The sequence below is a fragment of the Longispora albida DSM 44784 genome, assembly GCF_000379825.1.
In the GTDB taxonomy this organism is placed as follows: domain Bacteria; phylum Actinomycetota; class Actinomycetes; order Mycobacteriales; family Micromonosporaceae; genus Longispora; species Longispora albida.
The window spans coordinates 597015-610083 of record NZ_KB903813.1 but is presented as its reverse complement, the minus strand read 5'-3'; the positions used below and the strand labels follow the sequence as shown (position 1 = coordinate 610083).

Sequence of the window (13069 nt, the reverse complement as noted above, 5' to 3'; positions counted from 1 at the left end):
AGTTTGGACAGCATAGGGGGTCTATCTCCGTACGTCGATATCTAGGAGACTCGAAGTATGGCGGCTGTCGAATTGAGAGTCCACGGTGTCGCGGGCCGCAGCCCGGAGAACATCCTCGGCCGGAGTCATGTGCGGCGCGTGGCCGGCGACGGGGACGCCGGCTTCTACCGAGTGTCCGAACCGGACGATCCGTTCGGGCCGACCGGCCTGACCCTGGAGGGCTACTCCTGGGGCCAGCTCACCTCGGGCCGGACGAGCCGGGCGTTGTGGCTGCTCCTGCTGCCTTTCATGCTGGGCAACCTCGTCCACTGGCTGCGCCCCGGCGACGCTGGCGAGCGGCTCAGCAGGCTCTTCTCCCTCTCACTCACAGTGTCCTTTGTGGTGGGTGTGGGCGGAATGACGCTCGACCTCGCCGGTTGGCAGCGCGGCTGGCTCACCGCCGGCATCGCCGTCACGGTCGCGGTCATCGTCCTGCTCTGGCATCTCGGGCGGCGGACGTGGAAGGCCTACGAGTCGTTTCCGGGCGACGGCGGGCTGTGGGACGGCCGCGTGCTGGTCGGCCGGCTGCGAGCCCTGCACATCGCCGTCGCGTTCGCCACGATCGTCGCCCTGCTGCCGTCAGGCGTGCGGTGGGTCGCGGTGGGAGTGCTGGTCGCGGCCGGGATCACTGTCCTGACCAGACTGCCGGACTGGGTCATCGAGGGCCTGCGGGCCGTTGCGATCCTGCTTTTTGTTTTGTACTGGTTCGTGAGGCCCACCCCCTCCCAGCACGCCGATCCGCTCCCCGGCTACGGCGCGACGGTCTCGTGGCTGTTCGCGGCACAGCTGGCCCTGCTGCTGATCCTGTTCTTCCGGTCCTCGCGGGTCGCCGCGATGGTCGGCTCGGCGGGGCTCGGGATGTCGGTGGTGTTCAGCGCCGGGCTCGGGCACCCGGTCGCGGCGCTGCTGGGCGGGCTGGAACGCCCGGCCGGGTACCAGTGGGCCGGGCTCGGGTTCGTGCTGTTCCTGGTGGCGGCGGCCCTGACAGCCCTCGCCGGGTACGTGATGTACCGGCGGCTGTGCCGGTCGGCCTCCGCGACGACCGACGCGGACTTCCCCGGCGGCCGGGCGGCCGACCCGAAACGGGCCGGGGCCGTGGACACCGCGATCGGCGGCGCGCGCCTGATCCGCCACGTCGTACCGCTGCTCGTCGCCGTGTACGCACCCGTGCTCGCCGCCGCCGTGACCTTCGCGGCCCTGGCCCTCACCGGTACCGAGCCGCCGGGGGCGCTGCGCTGGGCCGTCGTGCTCGGTACGTGGCTGACCGGGCTGGCCGTCGCCGCGCTGCTCGCGCTCGGGGTGTGGGCGTACACCTCCACGCTCACGCGCCGGACGATCGGGGTGCTGTGGGACATCGGCACGTTCTGGCCGCGCGCCGCGCACCCGCTCGCCCCGCCCTGCTACGCCGAACGCGCCGTGCCGGAGCTGGCAGCCCGGCTCCGGACGCTGGCCGAAGGCGAGGGCGTCGTCCTGTGCGGACACAGCCAGGGCTCTGTACTCGCCGTTGGTGCCCTGCTCTCGACGGGGCCGAAGGCGCGGACGGCACTGCTGTCGACGGGCTCCCCGCTGATGCGCATCTACGGGAAGTGCTTCCCGGCCTACGTCACAGCGGCCCGGCTGGCCGGCCTGGGCATCCCGTGGCTGAACCTGTGGCGGGAGACCGACGGCGTCAGCGGGCCCGTCTCCCTGGACTGCGACCGGCGGCTGCTCGACCCGGCCACCCTGTCGAGCCGGATCCGGGGCCACGGGTCGTACCTGTCCGACCCCGGGTACCGCGCGGCTCTGGGCGAGCTGGGCGGGATGGGAGGGCTTACCTAGCGGCGCCAGGGGGCCTGGCGCCGCAGGTACAAAGAAAGGATCTTCTGGGTTTAGCTGAACTCGTGCTGCATGAGCTGGCGGGCGGCCTCGGCGAGGGACCCGGACAGCGACGGGTAGATCGTGATCGTCTGCGCGAGCTGGGCGACGGTCAGGTGGTGCTCGATCGCCAGGCTGATCGGCAGGATCAGCTCGCTGGCCTTCGGCGCGACGACCACGCCGCCGATCACCAGGCCGCTGGCCGGGCGGCAGAAGATCTTCACGAAGCCGTCGGTGATGTTGAGCATCTTCGCCCGGGCGTTGCCGTCGAGCGGCAGCATGATCGCGCGGGCAGGCACCCGGCCGAGGTCCACGTCGTTCTGCGAGACGCCGACCGTGGCCAGCTCGGGGTTGGTGAAGACGTTCGCGGCGACGGTCTGGAGGCGCAGCGGGGAGACCGCCTCGCCGAGCGCGTGCCACATCGCGATCCGGCCCTGCATGGCCGCCACGCTTGCCAGCGGCAGCACGCCTGTCACGTCACCGGCCGCGTAGATGCCCGGCACGTTGGTCCGCGACACGCGGTCGGTGGTGATGTAACCCCGGTCGGTCTTCACGCCGTACTCGGCCAGGCCCAGCCCGGTCGTGTTCGGGATGGAACCGACGGCCATCAGCGCGTGGCTGCCCTCGACCCGCCGGCCGTCGGCCAGCTCGACCAGCACGCCGTCGGCCGTCCGGGTCACCTTGTCGGCCCGCGAACGGCCCAGGATCGTCATGCCCCGCGCCCGGAACACCCGCTCGATCGCGGCAGCCGCGTCGGCGTCCTCGTGCGGCATGACCCGCTCCCGGCTCGACACGAGCGTCGTGTCCACGCCCATCGCGTTGTACGCGCTCGCGAACTCCGCACCGGTCACACCCGAGCCGATCACGATCAGCTTCTCGGGGAGGTCCGGCAGGTCGTACACCTGGCGCCAGGTCAGGATGCGCTCGCCGTCCGGCACGGCGTCGGGCAGCACCCGCGGCGTCGCACCGGTCGCGAGCAGCACAGCGTCCGCGTCCACGTGGTACGGCGTACCGCCTGTTGGCTCGATCACCACCCGGTGGGTGTGCCCCAGGGTGTCCTCGCCGAGCCGGGCCCTGCCCGCCACCACGTCCACGCCGACCTTGACCAGCTTGGCCCTGATGTCCTCGGACTGGGCCCGGGCCAGGTTCTTCACCCGGGAGTACACGGCGCCGGCGTCGACAGTCGCCGGGCCGGGGTTCACGCCGAGCCCCGGAGCCGCGGCGAGCGCCGTGACCGCGTCGGAGGACGCGATGAACGTCTTCGACGGCACACAGTCGGACAGCACGCACGCTCCGCCGGCCCCGTCAGCCTCGACGACCGTCACGTCGGCATCGAGCTGCGCCGCCACCAGCGCGGCCTCATACCCGGCCGGGCCACCACCAATGATCACGATGCGAGACAAGCCAACTCCCCAAACAACTAGACTCCCGGCCTGGCTCATTCTCCACTACCGTAATTCGAGCTATCGTCGGCTAGTGCCGATGTACGCCGCCTATGGCTCAAATCTCGATCCCGGACGGATGCGGGCCTACTGCCCCCATTCGCCGATGGTGGGCACTGGCTGGCTGGAGGGCTGGCGGCTGACGTTCGCCGGCGACACCGTGATGCCGGAGGGTTCGGTGGCCACGGTCGTCGAGTCCGAGGGCGACCAGGTGTTCGTCGCGCTGTACGACATCCACACCTTCGACGCCCAGGCCCTCGACGACCTGGAAGGCGTGGCATCCGGCACTTACCGCAAGCTGCACGTCCGGGTCGCCACACTGGAAGGCGACCAGTTCGCCTGGCTGTATGCCTTCACCGGCTACGAGGGCGGCCTGCCGAGCGCCTGGTACCTGTCGGAGCTGGCCACAGCCGCGGAGAAGGCCGGGGCGCCGACCGACTACGTCGCGGCCCTGCGCGCCCGGCCAGCGCTGTAGCTAGAGGGTTACCGTCCGCTCGTAGTCGTTGCAGCGGTAGGCCGGGGTCATGCCGACCGACTCGTAGAGCCGGTAGGCCCCGGTCGGGTTGCCCGTGTCCACGCCCAGCCCGACGGCGACCCGGCCCTTCTCGGCGTAGATCGCGAAGGCCGTCTCCAGCAGCGCGCGGGCCACGCCACGGCCACGGTAGGCCGGCCGCACGGCGAGGCGCTTCACCCAGCCCTCGTTCTTGTCCGCCGACTGGTTGCTCGACCGCAGGGTGCCGGCGATCTCGCCGTCGACCTCGGCCATCAGCCACTCGTCCCAGGCGGTACCCGGCTGCGGGCGCACGGTCTCCTCGGTCAGCGCCGCGAGGCTCTGCGTCTCGGGGTGTGACGTGTCCGCGAAGGCCGTCACGATCATCTCGTGGTGCAGCGGGAGCTCCTCCGGGCGCATCTGCCGGATGACGACGCCGTCCGGCGGGACCGGGCGCTTCTCGTCACCGGTCAGCGGCCGGGTCATGCGGGCGCTGTGGTTGCGGAAGGCGAAGCCGTGGCTCTCGATGACGGCGATGTAGTGGTCCTCGGTGCCGATGACGGCACCGGCGCCCAGGGTCACCTCGGCCAGCCCGGCGGCCCGAGCCCGCTCGATCGCCCGCTCGACGAGCAGGGACATCATCGGGCCCTGGAGGGCTGCCGTGACACCGGGATCCTGGTAAGCCTCGCAGAACGGGTCGCCGGCCTCCCCGTCGAGGTACCCCCAGCAGGCCACGGCCCCGTCCGGCCCCCGCACCAGCCACGAGTCGGCCCCGGGGTCGAACGCCTCGCCCGCGAACACCTCCAGGACCTGGGACTCCTCGAAGTCGGGGAAGCCGATCGTCGCGACGTCGCTGGCGTGCAGCATCGTCAGGATCTCTGCCGACTGCCCTGCGGACGGCCGTTCAACGGAAAAACCTGCGGGGAAAGCTGTCATGCGCCCAGTGAACGCGGCCTCAGGCAGCCCGGTCCAGCTGATTTCGCAGGCCCAGCAGGAGTCTGACCAGCTCAGCGCGCTCGCCAGCCCCCAGTGTCCGGTAGGCGTCTGCCGCGATCTTGTCGGTGTGGCGCTCCGCCTCCGCCCGGCGGCGCAGCAGCGGAGCCGGGTCCGGGTACGGCGGGGGCCAGCCGAAGGCCTGCGCCCCGGCCCGCCCGTCCGGACCGGCCACGATGGCCTCGACGGGGCTCAGGCCGGCCACCCGGATCGCGAGCACGTGCGCGGCACCCCGGTGCTCCCGGAGCAGGTGCAGGGCGACTGCCGCCCGCGCGCCTGGGTCGTTGTCCGGCAGCGGCACGGCGCGCCAGGCGGCGAAGAGCGGCATGCCGGTCGCGTCGGCCGACCGGGCGGCCTGCTCGGCCAGGGTCGCGAGCGTGCCGATCTCCGGCAGGCCGCCGAGGCGTTCCCGGCCCCAGCGGCTGCACTCCGACAGGCTGATCGCCGCGATCTCGGCTGGCCGGGCGATCCGGCGGCTCGCCAGCCAGCCGTCCCGTACGGCGTCGAGTGCCACGAACCCCATCGCCGCGGCGGCCACCTCCGGCCGGACGTCGCCGAGGACACCGGCCCGGCCGGCCACGTAGAACCCCCAGCCGGTCAGGCCGATCGCCCTGGCACGGCTGAGGGATTTCGGGCAGTCACTGAACGCCCGGCCGAGGGTGTACACCGCGGCCTTGATCGCTGTGGCTGTCTCCAGTGGAGTCATTCGACCGGGCAGGTTCGGCGCGGCGTCAGGCCGACTGGCCGGGCGTGAGGCGCCGGTAGTCGGTCTCGCCCTTGAAGTCGATCCACCTGTCCACGATCGTCGTGCCGATGTCGCTGGCCATCGCGTCGTGGATCGGGAAGGCGCGGGCCGGCTTGCAGCCCCGGACGAAGTCGATCGCCTCGCCGAGCTTCAGCCACGGTGCCATCACCGGCACCAGCAGCGTCTCGATCGGCTGCTCGGGCACGTAGAGCGCGTCGCCGGGGTGGTAGACCCGGCCGCCGTCGATGACGTAACCCAGGTTCGCGCACTGCGGCAGGTCCTCGTAGGTCAGCGCGTGCCGGCCGCCGATCGCCTCGATCTCCAGGCCGGTCAGCTCGATCTTCTGCCCGGCCGTCAGCGGGGTGAACGGCACGCCGTCCAGGTCGGAGCCTTCCGGCGCGTAGATCGGGATGTCGAGACCACGGATCCGGTCCGGGTGGAAGTGGTCGTTGTGCTCGTGCGTGACGAGGATGGCGTCGGCTCCGCGCACCGCTTCGTCCTCGCTCCACTCGCCCGGGTCGACGACCAGGATGCCCCCGTCATGCTCGATCCGGACACAGGCGTGTGTGTACTTCGTGAGCTGCATGAGACCTACCCTATGCGCACCCGCAACCTGCTAACCGGAACCAGAGTCCGTCCGGCCGCATCCGATCCGCATGCGTACTCGTTGGACACTGATTCCCGCCATAGCCATCACCGTCGCGCTGGCCGCCTGCTCCGCCCCGTCGGGCGAGCGGGCCTCCGACACGGCCGGAAAGGCGCCGGCCGCAGCCCCCGGCGCAGCCAAGCAGCAGGAGGCGAAGGAAGCCAAGCAGGCCGATCCGGTCAGCCGCGCCATTGTGTACACCGGAACCCTCAGCCTGCAAGTGTCCTCAGTGGACACGGCGGCGAACGAGGCCGGTGGCATCGCCAGCCGCGCCAAGGGCTTCGTGGGCGGTGAGACCCGCACGATCAGCCAGTACCGCGCGCAGGCCACCATCACGCTGCGCATCCCGTCGTCCGGGTTCTACGCCGCGGTGACAGAACTGGCCAAGCTCGGCACCGAGCAGTCCCGCGAGGTGAAGACCGAGGACGTCACGACGACCGTGATCGACGTCGACGCCCGGATCACCGCGCAGCGGATGAGCGTGGCCCGCATCCGCGAGCTGCTCGCCAAGGCCGGCAGCCTCCAGGAGATCTCGGCGATCGAGTCCGAGCTGGCCAAGCGGGAGGGTGAGCTCGGCTCCCTCGAAGCCAGGAAACGCGCACTGGACGACTCGGTGGCCCTGTCGACGATCACCCTCCGGCTCACCGGCCCCGACGCTCCGCCAGCCAAGGACAAGGAGAAGAAGGAGGAGACCGGGTTCCTCGCCGGCCTGTCCTCCGGCTGGTCCGGCTTCAAGACAACCCTCGACTTTGTACTGACAGCGCTCGGCCTCCTCCTGCCCTTCCTTCTCGCGCTGGCCATCCCGGCCGGGGCCCTCTGGTGGCTGATCCGCCGCCGCACCCGCACCCCGTCCGAGTCCTGACCGGCCGGCGCTTCGCTTTTGATCTGACCTGAGGTGGCCCGCTGAGAGCGGATCTGGCAAGCGCCGGGGCTTCCCTCGTACCGGTGATGTACGTGGGAAGCCCCGGCGGGCAGTCCAGATTCGTTCTCAGCGGGTCGGCACTACCAAGCGGCGTAGATACACGCGGCGACGAACACGATCTGGAGCAGGGTCCGGGGTACGAGCGGGGTCGAGGGCCGGCCGCCGAAGACCAGCTTCTGCCGGGCCGCGTACACGTTCGCAGGGAACATCACCAGGAGCAGCAGTCCCAGGCAGATGGCCGCGAGGCTCGCCGTGCGCGGGACCAGCACCCCGGCCGCGCCGGCGATCTCCAGCACCCCGGTCAGCGTGACCATGAACGCGGGAGCCGGCACCTGCGGCGGCACCATCTTGATCATGTCGCCGCGCAGCTTGCCGGAGAAGTGGGCGAACCCGGTGAGCAGGAACATCGCGGCCAGCCCGGCCCGGACGGCCACCTGCCAGCTGTCGAGGGCTTCCACTCCGGCGAAGCCGGCCAGCCGGGTCAGGAGAGTGAGGGCGACGAGGGCGACGAGGGGGGCCATGAGCTGTCTCCAATCAATCTTGTCGTTGTCAAGACTAGGATTGGCGCACTCATCTTGTCAATGGCAAGATGGGTACGGAGACGACGCCCACACCGGGCACCACGGGAGGCCAGCCATGAACTACCACCACGGAGACCTGCGCCGGGCACTGCTCACGGCGGCGGCGGAAGCCATCGCCGAACAGGGGGCGGCCGACCTCAGCCTGCGCGACCTGGCCCGCAGGGCAGGCGTGTCCCACGCGGCCCCGGCACACCACTTCGGAGACAAACGCGGGCTGCTCGGCGCGCTGGCCGCCGAGGGGTACGAGATGCTGGCTGACGAGCTGAACAGCGCCGGGGACTTCATCGACACGGGTGCGGCGTACATCCGGTTCGCGATCGGGCACCCCGGCCACTTCGAGGTCATGTTCCGCCCGGCCCTGTACCGGGCCGAAGACGTCGCCGCCGCCCAGGAACGGGCAGGCCAAGCCCTCAGTACGGGCCTCGCGACCACGGGCAGCACATCGGAGGAGATGCGGCGGGCAGCCTGGTCACTCGTGCACGGCTACGCGACCCTCGCCCTGACCGGCAACTTCCCCCCGGGGTCCACCGAGGACCCCCGCCCCGTCCTCCGCAAGCTCTTCGAACGCTAGGGGTGCACTCCTGCACCCCGGGGTGTAAAGTTGCACCGTGCCCGGGCAGGTACCCAGGAGGTGACAGGAATGTCCTTGAGGAGAAGTGCGTGGTCAGCGCCGGCAGGCACCCCAAGAAAGAGATCGCCGAAGCACTCGGGAAGGCTCGCGGGGCGGGCTTCGAAGTTCTTGAGATCCACAATGGCCATGTCTGGGGCCAGGTAACGTGCACGACCTGCCACGCAAGACATCGGGTGTATTGCACACCACGCGACCCAGGCGAACACGCCAAGCGTATTGCTGGTTTCGTGAGGGGGCACAATCATGCTTGAGATGACGATGGCAGCTAGCCGAGGGAGGCCGATGGTGGCGAACTACGCGTTCACCCTCGTACTCAACCGCGATCCTTCAGACGACGAGCTCAATGACTTGTTCGAGGCTGGATGCGACGATGCCACCTTCGGAACTGAGGCTGGCGGTTTCAGCATCGCCGAGTTCGACCGGGAGGCTGAGACCCTGGCTGACGCGATCGCGTCGGCGGTGCGGGACGTGGAGAAGGTGCCCGGGTTCCGGGCGATCCGGGTCGCCGACGACGACATGCTGACCCTGGCGGACATCGCCACCCGGGTCGGGCGGAGCCGGGAGTCCATCCGGCGGTATGCGATCGGCGAGCGGGGCGGCGGCGGGTTCCCCGCTCCGGTGAATCCGACCCGGGAGGGCACCCAGTTCTACCGGTGGAGCGAGGTCGCGCCCTGGCTCCGGGAGAACATGGGCATGCAGATCGACCTCTCCTACGCGGCGCTGCCGATGGCCAACCTGGTGCTCCAGGTCCGCTGGCACAAGGAGAACGTCGAGCACGGTTCGGCTCTCACGGATCTGCTCGCCGACTGAGGTTCCTGACCTGCGTTCTTGATCTGACGCGCGGTGGCCCGCTGAGGGCGGATCTGGCTTCCAGATTCGTTCTCAGCGGGCCGGCACTACCTAGTCCTTCAGGTCGCAGATGACCGCGCCTGCCGAGACGACCTCGCCCACCGTGGCGGCCAGGCCGGTGACCACGCCGGACTTGTGGGCGTTGAGCGGCTGCTCCATCTTCATCGCCTCAAGGACCACGATCAGGTCACCCTCGGCGACCTGCTGGCCTTCCTCGACCGCGATCTTCACGATCGTGCCCTGCATCGGGCTGGCCAGTGAGGAGCCGCTCGCGCCGCTCTTCGCGCCGCCACCGCCCGATCGGCGCGGTGCGGCCTTCTTGGCCGGGGCCGCCCCGCCGCCACCGAGCCCAGCGGGCAGGGTCACGGACAGGCGCTTGCCGCCGACCTCGACCACGACCGTTTCGCGCGGCTCGGTCTCGCCGGCCAGCGCCGGGTCGGTGAAGGGCGTGACGGAGTTGACCCACTCGGTCTCGATCCACCGGGTGTGGACGGTGAAGGGCTCGCTGGTGAAAGCCTCGTCGCGGACGATCGCGCGGTGGAAGGGCAGTGCGGTGGCCATGCCGTCGACGACCAGCTCGTCCAGTACCCGCCGGGAGCGGGCCAGCGCCTCGTCGCGGGTCGCGCCCGTGACGATCACCTTGGCGAGCAGCGAGTCGAAGTTCCCGCCGATCACCGAGCCGGACTCGATGCCGGCGTCGACCCGGACACCCGGGCCCGAGGGCGCCGCGAACCGGGTCACCACGCCCGGCGCGGGCAGGAAGCCACGGCCCGGGTCCTCGCCGTTGATCCGGAACTCGAAGGAGTGGCCACGCGGAGCCGGGTCCTCGGTCAGCGCCAGCGCCTCGCCGTCGGCGATCCGGAACTGCTCGCGGACCAGGTCCAGCCCGGTCGTCTCCTCCGACACCGGGTGCTCGACCTGGAGCCGGGTGTTGACCTCGAGGAAGGAGATAGTGCCGTCGGTGCCGACGAGGTACTCGACCGTGCCGGCGCCGTGGTACCCGGCCTCCTTGCAGATCGCCTTCGCGCTGGAGTGGATCTGGGCCCGCTGCGCGTCCGTCAGGAACGGGGCCGGGGCCTCCTCCACGAGCTTCTGGTGCCGGCGCTGGAGGGAGCAGTCACGGGTACCGACGACGATCACGTTGCCGTGCTGGTCGGCGAGGACCTGGGCCTCCACGTGCCGCGGCTTGTCCAGGTACCGCTCGACGAAGCACTCGCCGCGCCCGAACGCCGCGATGGCCTCGCGGGTCGCGCTGGCGAACAGCTCCGGGATCTCGTCGATCGTGCGGGCGACCTTGAGCCCGCGCCCGCCACCGCCGAACGCGGCCTTGATCGCGATGGGCAGCCCGTGCTCCTGCGCGAAGGCCACGACCTCGCCGGCGTTCGCGACCGGGTCGGCGGTACCGGCGACCAGCGGGGCTCCGGCCCGCGCGGCGATGTGCCGGGCGGTCACCTTGTCGCCGAGGTCCCGGATGGCCTGCGGGGACGGGCCGATCCAGGTCAGCCCGGCGCCGATCACCGCCTCGGCGAAGTCGGCGTTCTCGGAGAGGAAGCCGTAGCCCGGGTGCACGGCGTCGGCACCGGACTGCTTGGCCACGTCGAGAAGCTTGTCGATCCGCAGGTATGTGTCACCTGGGGTGTCGCCGCCCAGCGCGTAGGCCTCGTCGGCCATCCGCGCGTGCGGAGCCTCCCGGTCGGAGTCGGCATACACGGCCACGCTGGCCAGCTCGGCGTCCCGGCAGGCCCGGATGACTCGGACAGCGATTTCGCCCCTATTGGCGATCAATACCTTGCGCACGGGTCGGAGTCTAACGCTCCCTCAGGTCTTCGATCTCCCGCGCCGGGATAAACGGCCACAACCTCGCTACCCGGTGGTAACGGCGACCCGGCCAGGCATCCGATAATGGTTAGGAAAGTTTCCAGTAGTACTGCCGATGCTGGTTACCGAGCGTGTAGGTTCTAGGGAGTGACCCGGCTGCACCGCGATCGACTGACCTGGCTCAGCTACGCCCAGCTGGGCATCTGGGGCTACTTCCTCTACGCCTTCGCTCCCGTCGTGCCCTTGCTGCAGGACGAGCAGGGCACCAGCAAGTTCGTGGCGAGCCTGCACGGCAGCGCGCTCGCGGTCGGCTCGATGCTCGGCGGCGGTGTGGTCTACCCGTACCTGCTGAAGCGCTTCGGCCGGGGCGCGACCGTGTGGATCGGGCTCGGCGGGGTCGCGGCAGGGGTCGGCGTGCTGTGCCTGGTGGAGCCGCTGCCGTTGACGCTGGCCGCGGTGCTGTTCGCCTCCGTGTTCGGGATCGTGGTCGTCAGCTACATCGCGCCGACGCTGACCGCCCTGCACGGGCCGAAGGCTCCGGCCGCGATCAGCGAGGCCAACGCCGGGGCTGCCGGGCTGGGCGTGATCGCCCCGATGGTGGTCGGCGCCTCGGTCGGTATCGGCTGGGGCTGGCGGCCGGCCATCGCGGTGACGGTGGCGCTGATCGCGGGGCTGGGCCTCTACGCGCTGCTCACGAAGGTACCGGCGGCACCGGCCCAGGACGTGTCCCATCACGATCGGCCGGGCAGGCTGCCGGTCGCGTACTGGTTCGCCTGGATGGTCGTCGCGCTGTGCGGGGCGGTGGAGGTGTGCCTGACGCAGTGGGGCAGCGTCGTGCTGCGTGATCACGCCGGGATGTCCGAGGGCGGGGCGGCCGGGAGCATCGCCGCGATCGTTGGCGGCATGTTCGTCGGCAGGCTGGCTGGCGGGCGGCTCGGGCTGCGGTACTCGCCGCCGGCGTTGCTGCTCGGCTCGATCGGGCTGGCCCTGGCCGGGTTCGCGGTGTTCTGGCTGTCCACGACGGGAGCCCTGGCCGTGGCCGGGCTGGTGATCGCCGGGCTGGGCATGTCGGTGCACTACCCGATGGGGATCGCGCTGGCCATCGAGGCCTCGGCCGGGCATCCCGACCGGGCGACCGGGCTGTCGGCGTACGCGATGGGGCTGTCCTTCGCGGTGACCACTTTCGTGCTGGCTCCGATCGCGGACCGGGTGGGCATCCATCCCGCGTTCCTGCTGGTGCCGGTGTTCCTCGCGCTCGCGGCCCTCTGCGTGTGGCAGGTGGCCCGGCGGCTGCCGGCGCGCCTGGTGCACACGCCGGCAGCTGAGATCAGCTAGCCCCAGAGGTCTGTGACGCCCAGGCCCAGATCGGCGAGCAGACTCCGGAAGAGCGGGAGCGAGAGGCCGATGACCGTGCCAGCGTCACCCTCGATCCCGGAGACGAACCAGCCGCCGAGGCCGTCGAGCGTGAAGGCACCCGCGACGCGCAACGGTTCGCCGGTGGCGACGTAGGCCGCGATCTCCGCGTCGGTGATGTCGGAGAAGTGCACCGTCGTGCTGGCCACGGCACCCGCCGACCGGGCGCCGAGGATGAGGTGGTGACCGGTGTGCAGCACGCCGGACTTGCCCCGCATCCGCCGCCAGCGGGCCGTGGCGTCGGCGGCGTCGTCCGGCTTGCCGAAGACCTCGCCCTCGAACTCCAGAACCGAGTCACAGCCCAGGATCAGGGTGTCCGACGGGGAGATCGCCGCGACGGCTGCGGCCTTGAGCCGGGCCAGCTCGCCCGCGACATGTACTGCCGGGCCGGTCACGCCCGACTCGTCCACTCCGGAGACGATGACCTCGGGCTCGACACCCGCTGCGCGGAGGATGCCCAGGCGGGCCGGACTGGCTGAGGCGAGGATCAGGCGTGTCACGAAGCTAGATTCTAGGCCGGTCGATATCGGTACTCCGGCGGGCCACGCGCGCAACAGATCGCCGCCTGGGGGCAAAAGAACGCAACGACTCGCTGTTATCGAGCAACGAAGCGAGATCGCCATCCGGCTTAGCGTTGCATAGCGTT

The 13069-nt window shown here is 70.7% G+C and carries 13 protein-coding genes; 6 read left to right on the top strand and 7 right to left on the bottom strand.

Features of this window, described 5'->3' with window-relative positions:
* Window positions 1-57: 57 nt before the first annotated feature.
* On the top strand, window positions 58-1857 hold the full coding sequence (locus tag A3G1_RS0102995) for a hypothetical protein (RefSeq protein WP_157640868.1): 1800 nt from the start codon (window positions 58-60) through the stop codon (window positions 1855-1857).
* A 50-nt stretch (window positions 1858-1907) separates the two neighbouring features.
* Here the strand turns inward: A3G1_RS0102995 and A3G1_RS0102990 are convergent, their stop codons facing one another.
* Window positions 1908-3296 (bottom strand): NAD(P)H-quinone dehydrogenase, encoded by a 1389-nt coding sequence (locus A3G1_RS0102990; protein WP_026211757.1) that lies wholly within the window; start codon window positions 3294-3296, stop codon window positions 1908-1910.
* A gap of 73 nt (window positions 3297-3369) precedes the next feature.
* Between A3G1_RS0102990 and A3G1_RS0102985 the strand changes: the two genes are divergently transcribed.
* Entirely contained in the window at window positions 3370-3810 is a 441-nt protein-coding gene (locus tag A3G1_RS0102985) for a gamma-glutamylcyclotransferase (RefSeq protein WP_085985651.1), read from the top strand.
* Here A3G1_RS0102985 and A3G1_RS0102980 read toward each other — a convergent pair whose 3' ends face one another.
* The 3 genes from A3G1_RS0102980 to A3G1_RS0102970 are packed head-to-tail and all read right to left on the bottom strand — an operon-like array spanning window position 3811 to window position 6149.
* Complete coding sequence (locus A3G1_RS0102980; RefSeq protein WP_018347976.1) at window positions 3811-4761, bottom strand: GNAT family N-acetyltransferase; 951 nt, start codon at window positions 4759-4761, stop codon at window positions 3811-3813.
* Window positions 4762-4780: 19 nt separating this feature from the next.
* Window positions 4781-5524, bottom strand: coding sequence for an SCO6745 family protein (locus tag A3G1_RS0102975; RefSeq protein WP_018347975.1), 744 nt, complete (start codon window positions 5522-5524; stop codon window positions 4781-4783).
* Between the two features lie 25 nt (window positions 5525-5549).
* The gene (locus A3G1_RS0102970; protein WP_018347974.1) at window positions 5550-6149 is read right to left on the bottom strand and encodes an MBL fold metallo-hydrolase; all 600 of its coding nucleotides are present in this window, start codon (window positions 6147-6149) and stop codon (window positions 5550-5552) included.
* A gap of 70 nt (window positions 6150-6219) precedes the next feature.
* Between A3G1_RS0102970 and A3G1_RS32855 the strand changes: the two genes are divergently transcribed.
* Window positions 6220-7071: a DUF4349 domain-containing protein gene (locus A3G1_RS32855; protein ID WP_018347973.1), complete on the top strand. Its 852-nt coding sequence runs from the start codon at window positions 6220-6222 to the stop codon at window positions 7069-7071.
* Between the two features lie 140 nt (window positions 7072-7211).
* On the opposite strand, the gene A3G1_RS0102960 is transcribed toward A3G1_RS32855, so the two are convergent.
* A complete protein-coding gene (locus A3G1_RS0102960) occupies window positions 7212-7652 on the bottom strand; it encodes a DoxX family protein (protein ID WP_018347972.1) in 441 nt (146 codons plus the stop codon).
* A gap of 115 nt (window positions 7653-7767) precedes the next feature.
* On the opposite strand from A3G1_RS0102960, the gene A3G1_RS0102955 reads away from it, so the two are divergent.
* On the top strand, window positions 7768-8283 hold the full coding sequence (locus A3G1_RS0102955) for a TetR/AcrR family transcriptional regulator (protein WP_018347971.1): 516 nt from the start codon (window positions 7768-7770) through the stop codon (window positions 8281-8283).
* Between the two features lie 312 nt (window positions 8284-8595).
* Window positions 8596-9153: a hypothetical protein gene (locus A3G1_RS32850; RefSeq protein ID WP_157640866.1), complete on the top strand. Its 558-nt coding sequence runs from the start codon at window positions 8596-8598 to the stop codon at window positions 9151-9153.
* 90 nt (window positions 9154-9243) lie between these two features.
* On the opposite strand, the gene A3G1_RS0102945 is transcribed toward A3G1_RS32850, so the two are convergent.
* Entirely contained in the window at window positions 9244-10989 is a 1746-nt protein-coding gene (locus tag A3G1_RS0102945; protein WP_026211756.1) for an acetyl/propionyl/methylcrotonyl-CoA carboxylase subunit alpha, read from the bottom strand.
* A gap of 168 nt (window positions 10990-11157) precedes the next feature.
* Here A3G1_RS0102945 and A3G1_RS0102940 point away from each other — a divergent pair, with 168 nt between their 5' ends.
* Window positions 11158-12345 carry an MFS transporter gene (locus A3G1_RS0102940; protein WP_018347968.1) on the top strand — a complete coding sequence of 396 codons (1188 nt, stop codon included), beginning with the start codon at window positions 11158-11160 and terminating at the stop codon, window positions 12343-12345.
* On the opposite strand, the gene A3G1_RS0102935 is transcribed toward A3G1_RS0102940, so the two are convergent.
* Window positions 12342-12923, bottom strand: a complete 582-nt coding sequence (locus tag A3G1_RS0102935) for a Maf family protein (RefSeq protein WP_018347967.1) — start codon at window positions 12921-12923, stop codon at window positions 12342-12344. The genes A3G1_RS0102940 and A3G1_RS0102935 overlap by 4 nt on opposite strands.
* Between the last annotated feature and the right edge of the window lie 146 nt (window positions 12924-13069).

Bases quoted from the DNA above. Each gene is read 5' to 3' on its own strand.
- A3G1_RS32850 (WP_157640866.1), top strand. From the start codon at position 8,596: ATGACGATGGCAGCTAGCCGAGGGAGGCCGATGGTGGCGAACTACGCG.
- A3G1_RS0102955 (WP_018347971.1), top strand. From the start codon at position 7,768: ATGAACTACCACCACGGAGACCTGCGCCGGGCACTGCTCACGGCGGCG.
- A3G1_RS0102970 (WP_018347974.1), bottom strand. From the start codon at position 6,149: ATGCAGCTCACGAAGTACACACACGCCTGTGTCCGGATCGAGCATGAC.
- A3G1_RS0102980 (WP_018347976.1), bottom strand. From the start codon at position 4,761: ATGACAGCTTTCCCCGCAGGTTTTTCCGTTGAACGGCCGTCCGCAGGG.
- A3G1_RS0102995 (WP_157640868.1), top strand. From the start codon at position 58: ATGGCGGCTGTCGAATTGAGAGTCCACGGTGTCGCGGGCCGCAGCCCG.
- A3G1_RS0102960 (WP_018347972.1), bottom strand. From the start codon at position 7,652: ATGGCCCCCCTCGTCGCCCTCGTCGCCCTCACTCTCCTGACCCGGCTG.
- A3G1_RS0102975 (WP_018347975.1), bottom strand. From the start codon at position 5,524: ATGACTCCACTGGAGACAGCCACAGCGATCAAGGCCGCGGTGTACACC.
- A3G1_RS32855 (WP_018347973.1), top strand. From the start codon at position 6,220: ATGCGTACTCGTTGGACACTGATTCCCGCCATAGCCATCACCGTCGCG.